Annotated in this window: 18 protein-coding genes; 8 read left to right on the top strand and 10 right to left on the bottom strand. The window is 66.0% G+C overall.

The genetic code is table 11. The features are described from left to right. Positions 1-4: 4 nt before the first annotated feature. The 3 genes from K8640_RS27320 (at position 5) to K8640_RS27310 (ending at position 1,880) form a co-directional block, all read left to right on the top strand. Positions 5-451: a cytochrome c oxidase assembly factor Coa1 family protein gene (locus K8640_RS27320; RefSeq protein ID WP_141324679.1), complete on the top strand. Its 447-nt coding sequence runs from the start codon at positions 5-7 to the stop codon at positions 449-451. A 36-nt stretch (positions 452-487) separates the two neighbouring features. Then, positions 488-1,021 carry a hypothetical protein gene (locus K8640_RS27315; RefSeq protein WP_223749742.1) on the top strand — a complete coding sequence of 178 codons (534 nt, stop codon included), beginning with the start codon at positions 488-490 and terminating at the stop codon, positions 1,019-1,021. Between the two features lie 64 nt (positions 1,022-1,085). Beyond that, positions 1,086-1,880 carry a TIGR00266 family protein gene (locus tag K8640_RS27310; protein ID WP_046710615.1) on the top strand — a complete coding sequence of 265 codons (795 nt, stop codon included), beginning with the start codon at positions 1,086-1,088 and terminating at the stop codon, positions 1,878-1,880. A 65-nt stretch (positions 1,881-1,945) separates the two neighbouring features. Here K8640_RS27310 and agmC read toward each other — a convergent pair whose 3' ends face one another. The 4 genes from agmC to K8640_RS27290 all read right to left on the bottom strand — a co-directional run bounded on the left by agmC (position 1,946) and on the right by K8640_RS27290 (position 6,301). Further along, complete coding sequence (gene agmC, locus K8640_RS27305) at positions 1,946-4,333, bottom strand: adventurous gliding motility protein AgmC (RefSeq protein ID WP_223749741.1); 2,388 nt, start codon at positions 4,331-4,333, stop codon at positions 1,946-1,948. Positions 4,334-4,395: 62 nt separating this feature from the next. Next, positions 4,396-4,893 carry a hypothetical protein gene (locus K8640_RS27300; RefSeq protein ID WP_223749740.1) on the bottom strand — a complete coding sequence of 166 codons (498 nt, stop codon included), beginning with the start codon at positions 4,891-4,893 and terminating at the stop codon, positions 4,396-4,398. A gap of 13 nt (positions 4,894-4,906) precedes the next feature. Next, positions 4,907-5,410, bottom strand: coding sequence for a cupin domain-containing protein (locus K8640_RS27295; RefSeq protein WP_223749739.1), 504 nt, complete (start codon positions 5,408-5,410; stop codon positions 4,907-4,909). 108 nt (positions 5,411-5,518) lie between these two features. Then, complete coding sequence (locus tag K8640_RS27290; protein WP_223749738.1) at positions 5,519-6,301, bottom strand: class I SAM-dependent methyltransferase; 783 nt, start codon at positions 6,299-6,301, stop codon at positions 5,519-5,521. 109 nt (positions 6,302-6,410) lie between these two features. Here K8640_RS27290 and K8640_RS27285 point away from each other — a divergent pair, with 109 nt between their 5' ends. The 4 genes from K8640_RS27285 (at position 6,411) to K8640_RS27270 (ending at position 15,427) form a co-directional block, all read left to right on the top strand. Beyond that, positions 6,411-7,721: a citrate synthase gene (locus K8640_RS27285; RefSeq protein WP_223749737.1), complete on the top strand. Its 1,311-nt coding sequence runs from the start codon at positions 6,411-6,413 to the stop codon at positions 7,719-7,721. A gap of 749 nt (positions 7,722-8,470) precedes the next feature. After that, positions 8,471-14,554 carry an RHS repeat protein gene (locus K8640_RS27280; protein ID WP_223749736.1) on the top strand — a complete coding sequence of 2,028 codons (6,084 nt, stop codon included), beginning with the start codon at positions 8,471-8,473 and terminating at the stop codon, positions 14,552-14,554. A 32-nt stretch (positions 14,555-14,586) separates the two neighbouring features. Then, entirely contained in the window at positions 14,587-14,829 is a 243-nt protein-coding gene (locus K8640_RS27275; protein WP_223749735.1) for a hypothetical protein, read from the top strand. A 301-nt stretch (positions 14,830-15,130) separates the two neighbouring features. Continuing rightward, the gene (locus tag K8640_RS27270; protein WP_074948531.1) at positions 15,131-15,427 is read left to right on the top strand and encodes a hypothetical protein; all 297 of its coding nucleotides are present in this window, start codon (positions 15,131-15,133) and stop codon (positions 15,425-15,427) included. Positions 15,428-15,527: 100 nt separating this feature from the next. Here the strand turns inward: K8640_RS27270 and ychF are convergent, their stop codons facing one another. The 6 genes from ychF to K8640_RS27240 all read right to left on the bottom strand — a co-directional run bounded on the left by ychF (position 15,528) and on the right by K8640_RS27240 (position 19,438). Beyond that, entirely contained in the window at positions 15,528-16,637 is a 1,110-nt protein-coding gene (gene ychF / locus K8640_RS27265) for a redox-regulated ATPase YchF (protein ID WP_141324687.1), read from the bottom strand. Positions 16,638-16,682: 45 nt separating this feature from the next. Next, positions 16,683-17,234, bottom strand: coding sequence for a F0F1 ATP synthase subunit B (gene atpF / locus K8640_RS27260; protein ID WP_223749734.1), 552 nt, complete (start codon positions 17,232-17,234; stop codon positions 16,683-16,685). 125 nt (positions 17,235-17,359) lie between these two features. After that, positions 17,360-17,590 (bottom strand): ATP synthase F0 subunit C, encoded by a 231-nt coding sequence (locus tag K8640_RS27255; protein ID WP_141324688.1) that lies wholly within the window; start codon positions 17,588-17,590, stop codon positions 17,360-17,362. Positions 17,591-17,727: 137 nt separating this feature from the next. Further along, positions 17,728-18,774: a F0F1 ATP synthase subunit A gene (atpB, locus tag K8640_RS27250; RefSeq protein WP_223749733.1), complete on the bottom strand. Its 1,047-nt coding sequence runs from the start codon at positions 18,772-18,774 to the stop codon at positions 17,728-17,730. After that, on the bottom strand, positions 18,774-19,181 hold the full coding sequence (locus K8640_RS27245) for a hypothetical protein (RefSeq protein ID WP_046710601.1): 408 nt from the start codon (positions 19,179-19,181) through the stop codon (positions 18,774-18,776). The genes atpB and K8640_RS27245 overlap by 1 nt, the downstream gene beginning before the upstream one ends. Beyond that, positions 19,178-19,438 carry an AtpZ/AtpI family protein gene (locus K8640_RS27240; RefSeq protein WP_223749732.1) on the bottom strand — a complete coding sequence of 87 codons (261 nt, stop codon included), beginning with the start codon at positions 19,436-19,438 and terminating at the stop codon, positions 19,178-19,180. The genes K8640_RS27245 and K8640_RS27240 overlap by 4 nt, the downstream gene beginning before the upstream one ends. 326 nt (positions 19,439-19,764) lie before the next feature. Here K8640_RS27240 and K8640_RS27235 point away from each other — a divergent pair, with 326 nt between their 5' ends. Beyond that, complete coding sequence (locus K8640_RS27235; RefSeq protein ID WP_223749731.1) at positions 19,765-20,283, top strand: YbhB/YbcL family Raf kinase inhibitor-like protein; 519 nt, start codon at positions 19,765-19,767, stop codon at positions 20,281-20,283. Positions 20,284-20,353: the final 70 nt, after the last annotated feature.

The following is a 20,353-nucleotide window of genomic DNA, read 5'->3' as shown; positions in this document are numbered from 1 at the left end:
CCGAATGCCTTCGCGCCGCGTGGACAGCCCCTGGCAGAGCTGGATGGTGGCGGCCGCGCTCGTCCTCGGGGGGCTCGGCTGCTTCGCCGCGGGGGTGGCCTGGGTGTCGCGCTCGCTCTTCCAGGACATCGAACAGGCGCTGCGCCGGGACGACGTGCACCGGCTCGCGCTGCGCACCGCGGAGGCCAGCCCGCTCGCCACCGAGCGGCTGGGCGCGCCCCTGACGAGCAGCTTCATCACGCTGCGCTCCCATGACGCCACCGACCGCCGGGGAGGACAGGTGGACTTCGACCTCACCGTGCAGGGCCCCAAGGGGCGCGGCGTGCTGGAGGCCCAGGTGGTCTACACCTCGGAGACATGGACGCTGCGCAGGCTGGTGCTGCGTCCGGAGGGAGAAGATTCCGTGGAGCTTCCCGCCGGAGGCAGCACGCCCGCCCTGCCAGCGGACTGAGCACACCCACGCCACGGGCTGCGTAGGTTCAAGGACATGAAACCCTCGCGCTTCCTCGCCCTCGGCCTGCTCGCCAGCGCTCCCGTGCTGGCGGCGAACTCCCCGGACCAGTACCTCGACCTGCGGACGCGGGAGCGCGCCGTGAGCCTCCGCGTCACGGAGGACAACCTCTCGGGGCCTCAGCTCCAGCTCTACTTCGGCGATGACGTCGTGCGCGGCCGGGCCTTCGGCCGACCGGTGAACCTCCAGGTGGAGGGCGACACCGTGAAGGGCATCTATGGCCAGGGGCCGGTGGACCTGAAGGTGACGGAGGACGGGGACATGCTCGAGGCCGTGGGGACGTTCGGCGGCCAGCTCTCCAACTTCCGGGTGAGCCCCGACCAGATCGCCGGGAACGTCGGCCGATGCAGCTATGAGCTCGTCACCAAGAGCAAGAGCAAGGACCTCTACACCGGCTGGCGCACCTGCGGCGGCAGGTTGGACAACGCCGTGACGCTGTCCATTCCTCCCGCGCTGGCCGAGGACGACGCCGGGCTGGTCACCGCGCTCTCCATCGTGCTCGCGCAGTAGACATCGGTTGAGCCTCGCGAGGGGGCGGCTATGGTGCGCCGACCCTTTTCGGCGGAGCAATCCCATGGCGCAGATGCACGAGGTCGACTTCCACATCTACGGCGATGACCTGCAGTTCGTCGAGGTGGAGCTGGACCCGCAGGAAGCGGCGGTGGCCGAGGCCGGCACCCTCATGTACATGGAGGACGGCATCGAGATGGAGACCATCTTCGGTGACGGCTCGGAGAAGAAGAGCGGCTTCCTGGGCTCGCTGCTCGGCGCGGGCAAGCGGCTGCTGACGGGCGAGTCGCTGTTCACCACCGTCTTCCTCAACCGGGGCGGCGGCAAGCGCAAGGTGGCCTTCGCGGCGCCCTACCCCGGGAAGATCATCCCGGTGAACTTGGGTGAACTCGGCGGCGAGCTGATTGCGCAGAAGGACAGCTTCCTCGCGGCGGCGAAGGGCGTGTCGCTGGGCATCGCGTTCCAGAAGAAGCTGGGCACGGGCCTGTTCGGCGGCGAGGGCTTCATCATGCAGCGGCTGCAGGGTGACGGCCTCGCGTTCATCCACGCGGGTGGCACGCTGCGCGAGCGCACGCTGGGCCCGGGCGAGGTGCTGCGCGTGGACACCGGCTGTATCGTCGCGTTCCAGCCGACGGTGGACTACGACATCCAGATGGTGAGCGGCATCAAGACGGCCTTCTTCGGCGGCGAGGGCCTGTTCTTCGCCACGCTGCGGGGCCCGGGCAAGGTGTGGCTCCAGTCGCTGCCCTTCAGCCGGCTCGCGGGCCGCATCCTCTCCGCCGCGCGCCCGGGGGGTGCGCGGGACGAGGGCAGCGTGCTCGGCAACGTCGGCCTGGGCTCGCTGCTCGGCGACGACTGAGGGACGGAAGTCTCCAGCGGCGGCGGAGGTCCGTGAGGCCTCCGCCCTACGCCCCCCTTCGAGTGCTAGCTGCGCCGACGACGCAGGAGCGCCAACCCGCCCACGAGCAGCACCCACGCCCCCGCGCCCACGGGCGATGCGCCGCAGCCGCCGCAGCCCACGTCCAGCGCCATGGGCCCGCGCACCTGGAACGCCGTGTCGGCGGACCGGGGCCCCGGCGTCCCGGACTCGCCGTTGAGCATGTACGCGGACACGGCATGCTCACCCGAAGCCAATGCGCTGTCGCTGGGCACCGAGTGACGGAACGCGCCCGTCGAGTCAGCGGTGACGGTGGCCACGCGAGTCCCGTCCACGTCGAGCGACACGGAGGCACCGGGCCGAGCCACACCCGCGAACAAGGGCGTCGGGTCGACGACCTCGCCTTCCGCGGGCACCACGAGCACGGGCGTGTCACCCGAGAACACGGAGCCTCCGTCCCCTGTACCCGGCGTACCAGCGTCCGGAGAACCCGCGTCCGGCGTTCCCGAATCAGGCGGCGTCGTTCCACCGTCGACATCCTCCACCACCTCGAAGACGGTGTTGGGCGAGTCCGGTCCATAGTCCTGGTTGTTCGCGGCATGCCCATGCGCGTTGACACGGTGGGGGCCGGGCCCGAGCGGCGCGTCGTCGGGGATCTGGTAGCGGAAGCGACCGAACGCGTCCGCGGAGACGATGACCTCCTCGCGGTCATCCACATACAGGCCCACCGTGCTCGCATTGAGCGCCACGCCCGCGATGTAAGGGGTGGGCCCCACCACTTCGCCCTCCTCGGGCACGACGATGATGGGCTGGGGAATGGCGCCCGCATCCAACCCCGAGACATTGAAGGCCACCAGGTCCGCGGGCTTGCTGTACGCGCCCAGCGAGTCGGCGATGGCCGTGACGGAGTGGCCTCCCGAGGACAGGGGCGGATGCCCATCGCCCACCGCGGCGGAGAAGTCACCACTGGCGCCCGAGGTCACCTGGGCCACCTCCACGCCATCCACGTAGATAACGATGCGCATGCCCGGGTCCGCGAGGCCCGTGATGCGGGGACGCTCGGAGACGTTGGTCTGATTCTGGGTGGGCGCGGTGATGACCGGCCTGGTCGGCGTGGCGTACGCATACGAGTACAGCTTCGCGTCACCTCCGCCACCGACGCCCGCCCCGTGCGTGGGGCCATGCGCCCCCACCGTGGACGTCACCCCCGCGGCGCCTCCCGAGCTCCCCATGTCACACGAGACCGACGAGCCATGGAGCAGCAAGGAGCCGCCCGCGCCGCCACCGCCCGGTCCGAACTGGGAGGTCGTGCCGCGCACATCGCCCCCGCGCCCGCCGAGCGCCGCGACCTTGCACGCCAGCGTGCCCGAGGTCCTCACGATGACCGAGCCACCCGCACCGCCGCCACCCGCACCGTCCTCCCCCGTCACCGAGAGCGCGGCCTGACCGTTGGCGGTGATGCTCCCGCTTCCAGAGAGGGAGGCGCTCCGGAAGAACACCGCGCCGCCGCCCGCGCCACCTCCGGTCGCCACGGTGTTGTCACCCTCGCCCGCGCCGCCACCGCCGCCGAAGAGGAAGGCGTCGACGATGGAGTACTCCATCAACGTGCCGCCCAGGCCACCCACGTCACGCGAGTTGTCGAGCGTGGAGGAGGAGCGTCCGCCCGTTCCACCGAAGCCCCGGTGTCCGCCACCGCCGCCACCGGAGTTGTGGCAGATACCGCCGCCGCCCGCGTTCACCAGGTTGCCGCGTCCGGAGGCCGTGCCGTAGCGCTGCACCACCACGCCCTCGCCCTTGAAGGTGCCGCCCTGGGACGGAGCGAGGTCGTTTCCCGCGCAGCCGGACCTCGAGATGTTGTTGATGGCGGCGCCTCCACGGAAGCCCGCGCCGTCGGCGGAGATGTTGCCCTCGAGGCTCACCGCGCCCGTGGAGAGGAAGGCCACGATGCCCCCGGAGCTCCCATCCCAGGGCCGCGCGACGAGCGAGCCCGAGGAGGACACGGTGACGCGGGAGTACTCGGGCACCGTGACGACCTGCGCGCCAGGCGCGGTGTAGGGATTCACGAGTGGCGCGGAGAGCTCGAGCACGGTGGGACTGCCAATCGTCACCCGGGACACGCGCGCGAACTCCCAGCGACCCACGCCACCGGGACTCGTCTGGCCGGTGCTGCCCGAGGGGGTGCTCGCCGGGAAGCCCATCGTCTGGTGCACCATCACCAGGCCGCCCACGGGAGGCGCCGCGGAGGACGTCACCGCGAGCGACCTGTCCCCGCGCGCCGAGCCGAGCGCCAGGGGCATCGCGGTGTTGATGACGGTGTTGGCGGTGGTGACGCTGAGCGCGCCGTTAAGCGCGTCGCCCAGACCGAACGAGTCAGGCTCGGCCAGGGCGGCCGAGGACCACAGCAACAGCAGCGGGAGGCAGGACACGAGACGCATGTCCCCCCATGCTGCCTCAGAACCCGGGATTATCGCGAGAGCGTGACAGGTCCTCCCGCACCTCACTCCCCCGTGCGGGAGCGCAAGTCTCGGGCGTTCCGAGGGGCGAAGAAGGGCTGCCGCGCGAAGCGTTGCAGGGTGCGCTTGTCGACACACCAGAGCTGGAGCGCGTCCTCCCACTCGCCCAGCTCGGCGATGGCGCGGGCGTCGGGGGCGTCCCGGTAGAGGTCGTTGAGGTTGTGGACGAGGACGGAGAGGTCCTCGACCTCCCACTTCTCGGTGACGTCGCCGACCTGGACGTGCAGTTCGAGGACGGGGCGCTCGCGGACGTCGACGACCTTGAGGTTTCGAGCGGGGCCACCCATGGCGGTGGTGAGGGGGCCCATGAGCTCATCGGGGCGGACGCCGTAGGCGACGGAGAGGCCACCCTGGAGGAGGCCCGCGTCGCACAGGCGCAGCAGGGAGACGTGGGGCGGCTCGCCGTGGCGCACGAGCTCGGCGGCGGCGGCGCGGTCCTTGAGGAGGCGCTCCTTGGCGAGGGTGTCGAGCAGGGAGGACATGAGGGCGCGGAGCCTATCGCTCCTCGCCGCTCCAGTAGTCCACTTCGGCGGAGAGGGGCAGGACGGTGAACAGCGTTCGAGAGGCCTTGTCGCCCCCGGGCGCGGAGCCCGCGGTGACACAGAGCTTCTTCGAGTCCGGGTACACCATGACGTCCGGCTCCACCATGGTGGAGAACGCGAGGTAGCGGAGTGTCCCGGTGCCGTCGTTGAGGAGCTGGTGCGCGGACTGTGCGCCCGGGGGAAGGGCCACGTAGTCACCGGCCTTCACGGGGAGCGTCGAGTCACCGAGGCGCAAGAGGCCGGTGCCGGAGAGGATGAGGTAGGCCTCCTCGTTGGCCAGGTGGAAGTGGAGCGGGAAGGCGTGCTTGCCCGGAGCGAGCTCCATGAGGCTGCAGCCGAGCTTCTGTCCCTTCGCCGCGGCACCGAGCTGCTTGCGACGGTAGGCCACGCGGGGGCCCTGTGTGACTTCCGTCCACGGGAGGTCCGGCTCGTGGATGAGGTGGGGATGTGAGGACATGGGGTGTGCTCCGTGAACGCGGGGAGGTGCGGCGCCCGAGGTGCAAGCACCGTGGGGATGTGACAGGGACGCGCGGCGAGGAAGATGGAGGGATTGACGGGCCCCCTCTCAAGGACGCGTGGCGAGGAGCGCGAAGACGCGGTGAGGGATGTCGAGCGTGTCCTGTGGGAAGCGCTCGGTGAGGAGACGAGCGTGGGCGGCGTCGAAGCGCTCCACGTCGTCGGGAGGCAGGGTCGCGGCGACCAGGGCGCTGGCGCGGCAGCGACCGCGCCAGGACTCGTGGGTGTAGGGCAAGAGCACATCGAAGGAGAAGGTCTCCAGGGGCGTGAAGCCAGCGTCGGTGACGTCGCGGAGCCACTGGGGATAGAGTCCCACGCCACAGCCGAAGCGTGCGTGGTCGGGAGGGTCGGGATTGAAGGCGCTCATGAGCGCCTCGGTGGCCTCGACGACATTGCCAGGCAGTGGAAGCCAGTCGAGGTGGGCGATGATGAGCCGACCACCAGGGACGAGCAGGCGCAGTGCCTCGCGAGCCGCTGCGGGGCGGTCGAACCAGTGCCAGCACTGTCCAGCGGTCACGAGGTCGAAGGCACTGGCGGGGAGCCCCGTGGCTTCGGCGGGGGCCTCACGGAAGTCCATCGAGAGCGCCGCGTCCGAGGCGAGCTGACAGGCCGCCGAGAGCATGTTCGCCGAGATATCGGTCGCGGTGACAGCGCAGCCATGGCGGGCGAGCCCCCGAGCCACAGTGCCGGTGCCGGAGCCGACGTCGACGGCGCGCAAGCCAGTGCGCAGCACGCCTTCACGAGCGAGGCGGGAGAAGAAGGCGTCCGGGAAGCCCTGGCGGTGTCTCGAGTAGTCGGAGGACGTACGTCCGAAGTCGACGACAGAAGGCATGACGGTGCTCCTCTCGGCGCAATCACGAGTGGGACGCGAGCGGAAAGGCTCACATCGACAAGTGAATCGAGTCGAGTCGAGAATGGAGAGACGGGGAGGTTGCGAGAGAATGAGTAGACGCAAGGGTGGACGCTCTCAATCTCGATTCGTCCATCGACCTGAGGACGAACTGGTGACGGCGGTGGAGGCCGCGGCGCTCCTGGGAGTGAAGCGGGCGACGCTCTACACCTACGTGAGCCGGGGGCTCGTGCGCTGCGTGCCGGAGCCGGGCTCGAAGGAGAACCGCTATGTGCGCTCGGACCTGGAGCGGCTGAAGGTCAGACACGACGCGCGGGCGGGGCACGCGGCGGTGGCGTCAGGTGCACTGAGGTGGGGAGAGCCGGTCATCGACTCATCCGTGTCCCAGGTGGGAGCGGAGGGGCTCGCGTACCGGGGGCACTCCGCGGTGGAGCTGGCGACGAGTGGGAGGAGCCTCGAGTCCGTGGCGGAGCTGCTGTGGTCGGGGGCGCTGCCCGAGGAGGACCCACGCTGGGCAAGCGAGGAGCCCGCGTTGCCGCCTTCCGAGTTGGCGAGACTGTTGCCGCGAGGAACGACGCCGGTGGCGGCGTTGTCGGCACTGGTGCCGTTGCTGGCGGCAAGGGATGCGGGGCGTTTCGCGGCGCCTCCGGAGCAAGAGAAGGCGCGGGCGCGAAGGCTGCTGCGACAGTTGGCGGGCTGGGCAAGCGTGGCGCAGGCACCCGGGCGCGTGGCCCGAGCCCTGCGAGCACCGACGGTGGCCGAGTCGCTCGCCATCGCGTGGGACACCCAGGTGAAGCGAGCGCCGGAGTTGCTCAATCGAGCCCTGGTGTTGTGCGCGGACCACGAACTGAACGTGTCGACGTTCACGGCCCGGGTGACGGCCTCCTCGGGAGCGGACCTCTATGCCTGCGTGAGCGCGGCACTGGCGGCGTTGTCAGGGCCGAGGCACGGCGGGGCCTGCGACAGGGTGGAGGCGCTGTTGTCGGAAGTGGGGAAGCCCGAGCGAGCGACGGCGGTGGTGCACGAGCGCCTACGTCGAGGTGACGCGGTGCCAGGCTTCGGGCACCAGCTGTACCCCGACGGCGACCCGAGGTCTCCGCCCATCATGGACGCGGCGCGAGAGGTGAAGCCCGAAGCGCAAAGTGTGCGCGTGGCGAGGGCGGTCCTCGATGCGATGCGCAAGGCCGGGCATCCGGAGCCGACGATAGACCTGGGGTTGGTCATGCTCGCGGAAGCCCTGGGCCTCCCACCCGGTGCCGCGGCCACCTTGTTCGCCGTGGGGCGCATGACAGGATGGGTCGCGCACATCCTGGAACAACGTGAGCAGGGACACCTGCTCCGCCCCAGGGCGCGATACGTGGCAAGCGGAACCACGACCAGGGACTCCATCCCAAATCCCTGAATAGCTGCGTCGTACACTCCTATTGCAACAAGAATGATGAGAGTGGCCCGACAGGTTCACGCCGAGGCGCGTCTCGCTACGCGGACTTGTGTCCAGCAATTTGGACGGCCGCTTTCATCAGAGCATCAACAATCCCTGGCACGAATCGTGCGTACCCAGGAAAGCGCCAGAACCCGTCGACGGCGCTGAGCAGCCAACCCATCGAAGTCAACGACAAACAGCGTATCGCCCACTCGCTGCCTCACTTGTCAGCCCGAGGGGGCAACATCGTCGTCCCCCGTTCCGGCGTAGCTGTGAGCCGATTCCCCGACCCGAAGGAGTCCATCCCACCCAATGGCCAAACGGCACCTCGCTCTCGCAGTCCTGCTGATTCCACTCTCATTCCTGATCACCCATTGCACCAAGGACACGGAGGAGCCCACTCCGAGCCCCCCCAAATCCACATCCTCGACAGCACACGTACTCAGCGAGCATCGCTTCAAGCCCGCCAGCAAAGAGACGCTCAAAGCCCTCGGCGAATCCTGCTCCGCATCCGGCCCCGCCGAATGCATCTCCAACGTCTGTATCCATCTCGGTACGTCCCGGGAGAGTGGCTACATCTGCAGCCAGCGCTGCGATCAGGACAGTCCGTGTCCGCAAGGTTGGCGGTGCGGGCGTCTCCATCCGTCCGACCCAACGGCCGCAGCGTGTCTTCCATACGAAACACCTCCCGACACAGTTCGTCCGTGAAAGAGCGTGAAGAGAACCGCATGAAACCAGACTCAATCGATCCCACCACCCATAGACGTCTACTCCCCATCACCCTTCCCTGGTGCAGCACACTTCTCCTTCTCTCTCTGCTCATCCCTTCTTGGGCAGCAGCCGGACAGTTCAACGTCTGCCATCCTCCCGATCCTGATGATCCTGCGCAGAGAAGCTACGTCTGGGTTTGTGCCTGCGGCAAAGATGCAACCGGCGAAGATGCCCAGATGTACTGCGACGGGCTTCATCAGCCGTCCTGCAGTGGCGGCAACTGCCTCTATCCTCCCTCGGGCAACCTCGAGGACATCGGCTACTACGAATGTTGCGTAACAGGCCTGCTTTGCAACGACAGCGATTCCTTCGCCATCCTGGGCGGAACAGAAACCTGCGACGAGCCGTGGGCAGACTGCACGGTCAACGAACGGTGCCAAAGCCAGACGGACTACTGTCAAGAAGGCACCTGTGCTGGCAGCGTCGGCAACATCAATCAGGACGGCGAGTACAGCTCTCCCGAAACCCACTGCAAGTACGAAGCCGAGCGCGACTGCTCCGACGAGAATGAAGGAGACGACGAGACGTGTACTCCTGACTCTCCGCGCGGAGGGGCTACACACATCGGAAATCCGGTCGTCCTGGGCTCTCGGACGACGCGACATGACTCGACCGACGTGGTGATTCCCGGCGTGCTGCGCAACCTGGAATTCAAGCGCAGCTATGTCACGACCGAGAAGAAGTGGGCTCTCGGCAAGAGCCTCCTCGATGACAATGAAGACTCCATCCCCACTCCTTTTGGGAACTCACCCGCCTACCCCAAGTCGCTGCACTGGTGGCACAACTTCTACAGTTTCATCTACCCCCACGCCACGCTCCCATCATCGTCAAGCGAAACCTGGCAGGTCCGAGAAGGCAGCGGCAAGCTGTTGGATTTCATCGGCTGCCAGCGCTCCCCTTCCTCGTGCCTCGCCCACCCCGCACCGAGCTCCGGAGAAACCGAAGGACGGCTTCTCTGGGAGAGCACGGGTTCCAGCAGCGGCTACTTTGTTCTGCACAAACCCGGCATCGGCCGCTTCATCTACGCAAGCATCTGGCAATCGAGCGGGAGCAGCACCGATACACGGTACTTTCTGACACGTATCGAGGATGAAAAGCAGTTGACTCCGTCTGGACAGGCCCGAGTCCTCGCGACCCTGACCTACGCCGCGCCTTCGGGACTCCTATGTCCTGGACTGAGCGCGGGCCCCAACAGCGGCGTCCCCTACCTCGCCTCTGTGGAAAGTACCGAGGGGACCCGACTGCGATTCGAGTACAAGTCTGTCTCGAGTGGCGCGCCCACCCAACCCGCGCAGTGTGTCCTCTCGCAGGTTCTCGTTGACTCCTCCGCCAGTCCCTCACCAGCGACCCCTGTCGTATCCTACAACTACACCAAGAATGACGCGGGAGTTGAGATCGCAGGGCTCATCGAGAGTGCCCCCCTCCATCATGAGGGCAAGGGGACCGACAGCTATACCTATCCAAACTTCCAAACTGGAAACGGTCAGTGGACCCGTCGTATCGACGGCGCAGTCATCACAAGCCACGTGACCCAGAATCGAAGAGTGAGCCAGGGCTCCTCATCGCGCAGAGGCAAGCGCGGAAGTGGCAGCGTCTCTTTCATCGGCCCGATGAGCTTCCTCGAGCCTTGTGACATCCTCTCATCCCCTGCCTGCGTGAAGCGAAAATCCGAGGCCGCCTACCTTTATGGCTACACAGGAGACGGAAACATATTCAGTCCCCTCGGAGGCTATCTTCATTCCTTCGAGATGGAGAAGACCACCTTCGCTGAATCCTGGCGGGTTCGCACCGTTGCCAGGCCTTGTCCAGAAGCATCATCTTGCACGCAGACGCAGGAGTTCGTCTGGCACCAGTTCGATACGGGACCTGCGGTAGTTCGCGCGGAGAAGGACTTCGAGGACAACTGGACCGTCCGCGAGTGGGAGGGTCCCGCTGATGGAGGAGTCGGCGGGTACGCCGAGCTCAAACGCGTCCATATCGGGGCCGAGGACCGCGACGGAGGAAGCGCCCTGGAGACGGTCAGCTTCGACTACACCGACGCCATGGCCGGCACGGGAAGCGTTGTCGGCGAGCGGATGCGCACCGAGGAGCGTCAGGACTCGATACTCTCCCCCTCGGGGGAAGTCGTCACCCGGTACGCGCATGACCCCGCCACGAATCGCCTGAAGTCGGTGATTCGAAGCGGCTACAGCCAGGGTCTGCAGGGTTCGACCTGGGATGCCACTCCTGTGCTCAAGCATGTGGCTACCTTCTATCTGACCAGGCACGCGTGCACCGGTTCATCGGTGGATGACCCGCTGGGCCGTGTTCTTGAGATTCAGGGGCCCTGCTGGGTCGATGGACCCACCGCGACCTCGTGCTCCACGAGCTTGAACAGCCAGGTTCCTGTCGCCCAGTACCACTACTGGCCAGCGAGCGCTTCTGGCTACAATGCACATCGACTGCAGAAGGTCGTTCGGTTTGCGTCGACGACTGGCAGCGCCAGCTGTACGGGGCATACGGGCCTTGAGACCGCCTACTCCAACTACAATCTCTGGGGACAGCCCCAGCTCGTGGTTGACCCCAATGGAGTCCAGACCAGCTACACCTATGAGCAGGAGCGAGTCACCTCCATCACGACCCAAGGGGCCACCTGGAATTACACCTATGACAACGGTGAACTGACGCTCGTCCAATCTCCTCGGGGAGACTACGAGCTCTTTTGCTATCGCGACAACTCGGGGGCGACCAACACTTGCACTGGGAACTGGTATGACGGCTTGCGCAGTCGAAGCAAGATCCCGTTCCTGGGAGGAATCCCCTATGAGTCCATTAGGTACTCCAAGGGAGACGACGGGCTTCCCAGGGAAGCAACTTATGTTGTCAGGTACGGAGGACAGGGTCTCGAACGACGCGCGCAGTATACACAGGCGAACCTTGATGGGATGCCTGCCTATACGCGCATCGGTGGCTCCTACGAATCCCAGCAGAGCCACTATGTGAAGCCGCAGCTCTTCGATGGAGCCCAACGGCTTGTCGGTGCCGGTGCGCCCTATGCGAGCCCTCCTGTCTCGTGTGGAAGGCTTGGCACGGACGGACGGCCCGTCTCTCCACTTTGCATGGCGTTCAGCTATGACCGGGCCAATCGACTGACAGGGACCGAGCAATACCCGAACATCGGCTCTCGCACGGATGGCGTGCGAGCCTGTTTCGCCTACGACGGCCAAGGCAATGTCCGTTCCGTACGCACGGGATGCCCAGCAGCCAGTGGCTCCGTGGGCGACTGCTCGGCCTGCACACAACCGGAGTCGCTCTATCAGTACGACGACTTCGGCAACATCATCGAGGTGTTCCTCCCCTGGCAGGGAGGTAGCGGCAAGACGCGTTTCAGCTATGACGCCATGGGACAGCTTCGTGCCAAGCAGACTCCTCAGATGGCTCTCGGCATGGAGTACCTCTCCTATGCCTATGACTCCATGGGGAGACCGCTGTCCTCCGCGCGTATCGTCACCGGAGCGAATGCCGTCACCGAGGTGCTCTACACGCTGGGCTACGACGCCAGCGAAGCACCCGACGCAAGCTGTCCTCAGCCCCAGAACACCCAGGGACGTCTGCGCTTCCGGAACGACTCCTTCGGGCAGACCTGGTACTCGTACGATGCTCACGGGCGTGTGACGCGCGAAATCCGCGCCCGCAGGAGTTCCACGAATGCGTTCACCTGCCCGGTCGACAATCCGGGTAGCACGCTTCACACGACCTATGGCTACTCAGCCGCGGGAGACTTGACGTCCATCGAGTACCCCTACGGGCACAGGGCCATCTACCAATACCGCCTCCATGAGGGCACATCCATCTCCTCCGACCGCGTGAGCGACATCCGATTGGAGCGTTGGTCCGGCTCGGCCTGGACGCTGCTGGCGTCCATCTCGAACATCGAATGGGAGCCCTACGGAGATGTGCGTGGATACCAGATCAATGCACCGTCTTCGGCGCAGCCAGTGGCTGTCGATTACTCCTACAGTTCCAGCACGGAAACGGCTCCCGCCTCATGCGCGGTCACGGCGGAAGGATGGCCAGGCACCTGGGATTTCAGTGGCCGGGTTCGGAGTCTCTTTGTCTCCACCGGTTCTCTGGCGCTGAATCAAGGCTCGGGAAACCTCTACAAGAGGTTCTACACGTGGAAGGCCGACCAGATCGTGCGGACGGACACGTGCCTCCTGGGTGCGACGACGCCCGTGACGGAGCAGTTCACCTACGATGGGCTCCTGCGACTCACCAGCGCGACGCGCCCAACCGGAAACTTCGCGGCGACAGGTGGAGCGTTCAGCTCGCGCGGCTACACCTATGACGGACGCGGGAACCGCCTGACAGAAGAGGTAGACGGACAGACGCTCTCGCTGACGCACGGGACGGGCGCATTCGTGGACAGGCTGAGCACCCGGACGGGCACGGGCACCTCATCCGCCTTGAACCTTGGCTACACTCACGATGCGGACGGTCGAGTGACGGTGAAGCGCTGGGGTCCATTGAGCGGGACGCCCACTCATCAGGTGGAGTTCAGTTCGGGACCTTCCGCCAATGGCGGCAACGAGACGGTCTTCCGCTCCGTTCAGGTCAACGGAAGTACTTATGAGTACTTCTACGACGCATTGAATCGGCGCCGACTCAAGCGGTATCCGAGCACGGCGGAAGATGAGTTCTTCCACGACATCTCGAACCGGCTCCTCATCGACCGTGGAAATCCCAGCGCGATTCCTCCCAGCGGGGGCTACGACCACTACGTGGACGACACCTATGTCTGGCTCGGACAGCGGCCTGTCATGGTGGTTCGAGGGAGACTGTCTCCTCAGATGAACCGGGAGACCGGATCCTCCGTCGACTGTGCGCGCAATGGAGAGGCAGCGACTTGTGGCGTCTACTTCCCCGTCACCGACATGATGGGCAAGACACTGGTGATGCTGGACGCCGCTGGCAAGGTCTCTGGCGCGGCGGACTACGACCCTTTCGGGTACGTCAACCGCGTCACCCAACCCGCCGAGACATCACATCCGTATCTTCCGAGCACGAACTCCACCCTCGCAACGTTCTCACAGGCTACGACCAGTTCTCTGATCAGCACACGGTTCCGCGCCCTCTTCGGGGAAGTCGACATCAAGGACAGTGCGGACACAGTTACCCTCGTAGACGTTGGCACGGGATTGCCGCAGGGTTCTGCCATTTCCCAACCTGCGAGCGGGCGGGTCTGGAGCCATTGGGCACAATCTTCCACACCAGCGCTTCGCGTACAGTTCGTCTCAGATGCACATCCGTCCATCTGCGGGACGTGTGACCTGAACCAAGCCCCCTGCAACATCAAGTGCGGCTCGGCCAATGGAGTCACAGTGGAGGGCTACGAGTATCAGCGGTTCCAATCGGGGGCGACGCCATTCTGGATTCCACTGCGATTTCCTGGTCAATACCACGATGCCGAAACTGACCTTTTCGAGAACTGGAACCGTTATTACGAGCCCACTGCAGGCAGATACATTCAGCCAGAACCGATGCTCGAAATCCCCGAGTTCGCAACGCTCCGCCACCCTGCGGGCATTCAAACGCCGACCTACACATATGCCAACTCAAACACCAATGCTCGTTATGATATAAATGGTCTCTACGACACTGGAGTAGGTGACATTCTCGCATACAATGCCATGACGCCGGAGCAGCAAGCCTCCGTCGATCTTGCACAATCAATCACTGGCACAGTGTCAGGAACAGCCATTTTCGGCAGCTATCTCCTGCTAAAACTTGGCATCATCTCAACGTCAACCGTTCTGCAACCCCCATTTGTCGGATTTGCTGTTTGGGGCAAAGAGGTTGCCAAATGGGGCAGTACACAAGCTGGAGCTATCGAGCGTACAGCCAAGCTGACCTGTGAAGAAGCGCAGAAAATGGACCCTGTGAAAGTAAAACTAGCTCTTGAATTCTACATCAAGGCAACGAAAGTGAACCGCGGCGGGCCTGCAGCAGGCGCACGTGCAGACTTGATGAGAAGAATTCTGGAGCTACAAGCAAAAAAGTAGCACCTCACTTCACATTTCACTGAGGATTCACCATGACCAAAGAGCGACTAACGCTAAACATCCAGAACACGACACACAATAAGCTCGAGATCATTCTGGAGCCCTGGACAGGGCAATACTTCTTGCACCCCGGTGAGGCATTCGACGTCGTTGCCGAAGGCGACATAGCCCTGCCCTTGGGGATTGAGATCGCCGAAAATCGTGTCTCCATCACCTGCTTCGACACAGTTGATTCTGACATGTATGTCCTGCGCAATGGCAAGAGGGAAGGCTAGATGCGCACACTGCTTGTTTCGATGAGCATGGTTCCAGCCTCAGAAAACCAACCGCGAGTCTCATGTTCTCGAATGGCCTACAGTAAAGGGCGTGGGTTTACATGGCGCCTGCGGAGATAGGTACAGGCGGCTGCACGACGCCTGTTTCATGTAATTCCGAGTAATAGCCAGTAGCTTCCCTGCATCTGACTGCAACACTGAGTTTGGGGAGGGGAGCACTGCTGATTCACGGCTGTCACCTTCCGGCCAACCCGCCCACTCCCGGGTTGGCCGGAGGCCCTCCACAGTGGACACTGTCCCCGTGGACCCTCGACGCACCTACCCGCGCTTCGCCGTCGCCGCCCTGCTGGGCAACATCGCCTTCCTCGCCTCCTGGGGCGTGCTCCTGTCCCGGCCCACGGGCTGGGCCGTGGTCGGCGGCATCCTCATCACCCTCTTCTTCGTCCTCCGCGTGGGCGGCATGTGGCTCTACGCCTCCCGCCAGACGGACACCGCCCCCCAGGCCCGGCGCGCCGCCATCTTCACCACCCTCATCGCCCTCGTCGGCCTGGGCCTCTGGGTCTTCACCGCCGTGCGCGGCCCCCGCATCACCCTCTGAACCCCACAAACGCCTCGCGGGCGCTCCCAGACGGCCTCAAGGCCCTCCAGAACGCGCCCGCGCGGTACACCCGGCTCGCGGCCCCCAAGGGCCGCCACCGTCACACGTTGAAGCGGAAGTGCATGCAGTCACCGTCCTGCACGACGTACTCCTTGCCTTCCATCCGCAGGAGCCCCTTCTCCTTCACCGCGGACTCACTGCCCAGCTTCACCAGGTCCTCCCAGCGCATCACCTCGGCCTTGATGAAGCCGCGCTCGAAGTCCGAGTGGATGACGCCCGCCGCCTGCGGCGCCTTGTAGCCCTGGTGGATGGTCCACGCGCGGCACTCCTGCTCGCCCACCGTGAAGTACGTCCACAGGCCCAAAAGCTTGTAGCCCGCCCGCACCACCTTGTGCAGACCCGGCTCCTTCAGCCCCGCGCTCTCCAGGAAGCCCGGACGCTCGGCCTCGGGCAACTGCTGAATCTCCGACTCCAGCGCCGCCGCCAACACCACCACCTCGAAGCCCTCCTTCGCGGCCATCTCCTTCACCGCCGCGACGTGCTTGTTGGCGTCCTCCTTCCCAATCTCCCCTTCCCCGATGTTCGCCACGTACAGCACCGGCTTGTCCGTCAGGAGGAACAGGTCGTGGATGACCGCCTTCTCCTCCTCCGTCAGCTTCTGCGCGCGAACCGTGACGCCGTTGTCCAGGCCCGCCTTCACGCGGTCCAGGAGCGCCATCTCCGCCTTGGCCTCCTCGCCCGCCTTGCCACCCATCTTCGTGTTCTTCTGGGTGCGCTCACGGCGCTTGTCCACCGTCTCCAGGTCCTTCAGGCACAGCTCCGTGTCGACCACGTCCCGGTCCCTCACCGGATTCACCCCGCCCTCGACGTGGGTGACGTTGTCGTCCTCGAAGCAGCGCAGCACGTGCAGCACCGCGTCCACCTGCCGGATGTTGCCCAGGAACTGGTTGCCCAGGCCCTCTCCCTTGGAGGCGCCGCGCACCAGGCCCGCGATGTCCACGAACTCCAGCGACGTGGGGATCTTCTTCAGCGGCTTGATGAGCTCGGAAAGCTTGTCCAGGCGCTCATCCGGCACCGGCACCACGCCCACGTTGGGCTCGATGGTGCAGAACGGGTAGTTAGCCGCCTGCGCACCCGCGGCCGACAACGCGTTGAACAGGGTGGACTTGCCCACGTTGGGCAGCCCGACGATGCCGATGGATAGCGCCATGGTGTTTCCCTGGAACAAGCGCGCCTGTGGGCGCGCTTCCCCGAACTAGGCCGACCGGCGAACGCCGGCGTTGCCGGTGCCGCTCAGGGGGAGGCCCTGCACGAACTGCTCGGCCAGCGCGCGGTGCTTGCCGTCGTCCATGCGCTCGTTGATGAGCTTGCCGGCCACTTCCATCGCCAGGTCCACGGCCATGGAGCGCACCTCGGCGATGGCCTTGGTCTTCTGCTCGTCGATCTCCCGACGCGCGGACAGCTTCAGCTCCTCCGCCTCCTTGCGGCTCTTGGCCATCAGCTCCTCGCGGAACTTCTCCATCTCCTGCTGGTTGCGGCGCGTCTCCTCGGCGGCCTGACGGCGGGCCTCGGCGATGGCCGTCTTCTGGTCGGCCAAGAGCTTCTCCGCCTCGGCGCGCTCACGCTTGGCGCTCTCCACGGCGGCGGAGATCTGCTTCTCACGCTCCTCGACCAGCTGGAGGATGGGGCCCCACGCCTTCGACTTCAGGACGAAGAAGACGATGACGAAGGTGACGAGGGTCCAGAAGATGAGGCCCGGCTGGACGCTCACGAGGTTGCTGGCGGCGAGGACGGAGGGCAGGAACATGGCGGCGTGTCCGGCGTGAGGGAGTCAGTCAGACGGCGAAAGTCTCGAGGGTTCTACCACCGGGAAGCACCGGCCCCCGCGAAGTCGCGAGCGCCGGCGCGTTCCAGGCTTGCTGCGAACTGGCCTTAAGCCTTGGTGGCCAGAAGCACGCAAACGACCAGCGCGAACAGCGTGGCGCCTTCGATGAGGGCCGCGGCGATGATCATCGTGGTGCGGATGTCGCCACCGGCGGCGGGCTGACGGCCCGTCGCGTCCATGGCGGCGGCGGCGAGCTTACCGATGCCGAGGGCGGCGCCGATGATGGAGAGACCGGCACCGAGGCCGGCGGCGAGGAAGGCAAGAGCGAGGTTGGTCATGGCGGTGCTTCTCTTTTCGTAGCGAAGGACCCGCTTGTGGGGGGGTCGTGATGCCCTTCAGGACTACCTCTGGCGACCTTTCGAATCGCCAGGTCTCCGACCGGAGCGCCCGACTGCCGGCGCCCCGCTAACTTGTCTCAGGCGTGCGCCTTGCCGTGGTCGTGGCTGGGGCCCAGCTCCGAGTGCCCGTGGCCGTGGTCGTCCGCGTGGCCGTGCTCGTCGTGGTGGTGGCCCGTCGCCACCGCCATGCCGATGAACAGCGCCGACAGCAGCGTGAACACGTAGGCCTGCACGAAGGCCACGAACAGCTCCAGCAGGTAGATGGCGAACGCGAACGGCACGCTCACCACCGCGACCGCGGGGTGGCCCAGGATGAAGATGAGGCCGATGAGGAAGAAGAGGACGATGTGACCCGCCAGCATGTTGGCGAACAGACGCATCGTGAGGGCGAAGGGCTTGGTGAACAGGCCCAGGATTTCGACCGGAATCATGATGGGCCAGAGCAGCCAGTGCACGCCGCCCGTCAGGTGCTTCAGGTAGCCGCCCAGGCCCGCCGCGCGGATGCCCGCCGCCTGCGTCACCAGGAACGTGCAGATGGCCAAGCCCGCCGTGACGGCCAGGTTGCCCGTCGCCGTGGCCATCCAGGGCACCAGGCCCAGGAGGTTCATGAAGAGGATGAAGAAGAACGCGGTCAGGAGATAAGGCACGTAGCGCGGGCCATCCTCCTTGCCGATGTTCTTGATGGCCATCTCGTCCCGGACGAAGAGGACCAGCATCTCGATGAGGTTGGCGCCCGCGCCGCGCGGCACCAGCTTGGTCTTGTCGCGGTTGCTCCACACCAGCATGGAGCCCAGCAGCAGCAGCGCCGCCAGCCACATCATCACCGTGTGCTTGGTGATGGAGAGGTCCAGGCAGCCCGCGAACAGGCCGCTCCAACCGGAGGGGGCCACCAGCCCGTGGTCCGTCATGACCGGCTCGCAGCTGCCGATGCGCAGCGGCGGAATCGCGCCCAGGTGGATGGGCTTGCTGAGCGGGACCTCGAGCTCGAAGTCGTTCGTGTCCGAGACGTGGTGGAGGATGTACTCCGGCACACTCGGCTCGTGCCCCTCGCCGTGGCCTTCCGACCCGGCGGCCCACGCGGTGGCCACGAACAGACTGGCGAACAGCACCATTGCCTTGCGCATCACTCGTCTCCGCCCGCCGCGCTTTTCGACGCGGCCATCACGTAGCTGACTTCAATCCATTGCAGCGCGAAGTAGACCCCGAAGAAGCCGGCGATGAACGGCACCGGCTGCATTCCTCGCGACACCATCCCCAAGAGCCCCGCCACCACCGCCACCATCCTCAGGCCGAACACCACCCCGACCACCTTCAACGCCGCCTTGAGGTCCTGCTTCATCGCCCGCCGCTTGAGCAGCAGCGCCACCACGCCCGTCACCGACGCCAGCCCCACACCCCACAACGCCGACACCCGGTCCTCCACCACCGTCGGGAGCAGCCCACCCACCGCCACGCCCACCACCATCACCCCGGCCGCCAGCCCCGCGTGGGACTTGAACGGGTCCTTCTCCTCGCCGTCCTGCCCCGTCACTTGCGCTTCCCCAGTCGGGCCATCTCCCGGAGGAATCCGTAGAAGCCCACGCAGATACCCAGGAAGCTCAACCCCACCAGCAACCACGGCCCCGACCCCAGCTTCCGGTCCAGCCAGTAGCCTCCCAGCACCCCCACCACCGCCCCGCCCACCAGCTTCCACACCGCGTTGATGTAGGGCTGCGCCGCCCTCATCTGGCGAGCCGTGGTCCCCAGCTCGCTCCCATCCGACTGCTCCCGGGGTTCCTTCGCCGCCATTCGGACGCCTCCCCAAACCCTGGGAAACCCTCGGATTTCCATGCCACCCGATCCAACCCCTTCACACGCGGGCGCCGCTTAACACCGAATGCGCGACAGGTGCAACCGGTACAAGCTCACTGGAGGGGCCACCCCCAGCGGGGGTTGAGGGAGCCGCAAGCGCAGCTATCACCTCCAGCGCGGGCAGGCAGGACTCCCCGGGGTACACCGAGGGCCCGGCCGCTTCGTCCCCCTGGTGCCCGGCGCTCCAGCGGCTGGGGTGTCGCCCCTCCGCGCCGGGGTGGGCGCATCGCCAGCTTGCTCCTGGCCCACTTCAGGAGGACTCCATGCCCAAGCCCCTCGTGCTGTCGTCCCCCCGCTTCAACGACGGGGACCTCATCCCCATCGCCTTCACCGGCGAGGGTGAGGACATCGCCCCACCCCTGCGCTGGGAGAACCCGCCCGCGGGGACCAAGAGCCTGGCGCTCATCGTCGAGGACCCGGACGCGCCGGACCCCCAACGGCCCCAGCGCGTCTTCTGCCACCAGGTGCTCTACAACATCCCCCCTGGCGCCCGGGAGCTGCCCGAGGGCGCCCAGTTGGACACGATGCCGCCGGGGATTCGCGTGGGCCTGAACGACTTCGGCCACCAGGCCTACGGCGGTCCCATGCCGCCCGTGGGCCGGCACCGCTACTACTTCAAGCTGTACGCGCTGGACCTGGTGCTGCCGAACCTGGGGCGGCCCACCCGCCGGGACCTGCTCAAGGCCATGGAGGGGCACATCCTGGGGCAGGCGGAGCTCATCGGCCTGTACGAGAAGGTCCACCACCGCGCCGCCGAGGCGGTGCCGGGCGCGTCGGCCTGAGCCGGACGCCGGACGTTCCCGGGAGCCTGCCCGCTGGGAACACGGGCGGGCCTCGACCTCAATGAATTGC

The sequence above is a fragment of the Myxococcus sp. XM-1-1-1 genome (assembly GCF_020037095.1).
GTDB classification, from domain to species: Bacteria; Myxococcota; Myxococcia; order Myxococcales; family Myxococcaceae; genus Myxococcus; species Myxococcus fulvus.
Note: the sequence above shows the minus strand (reverse complement) of the source record. Positions and strands in the feature narration are given on the sequence as shown.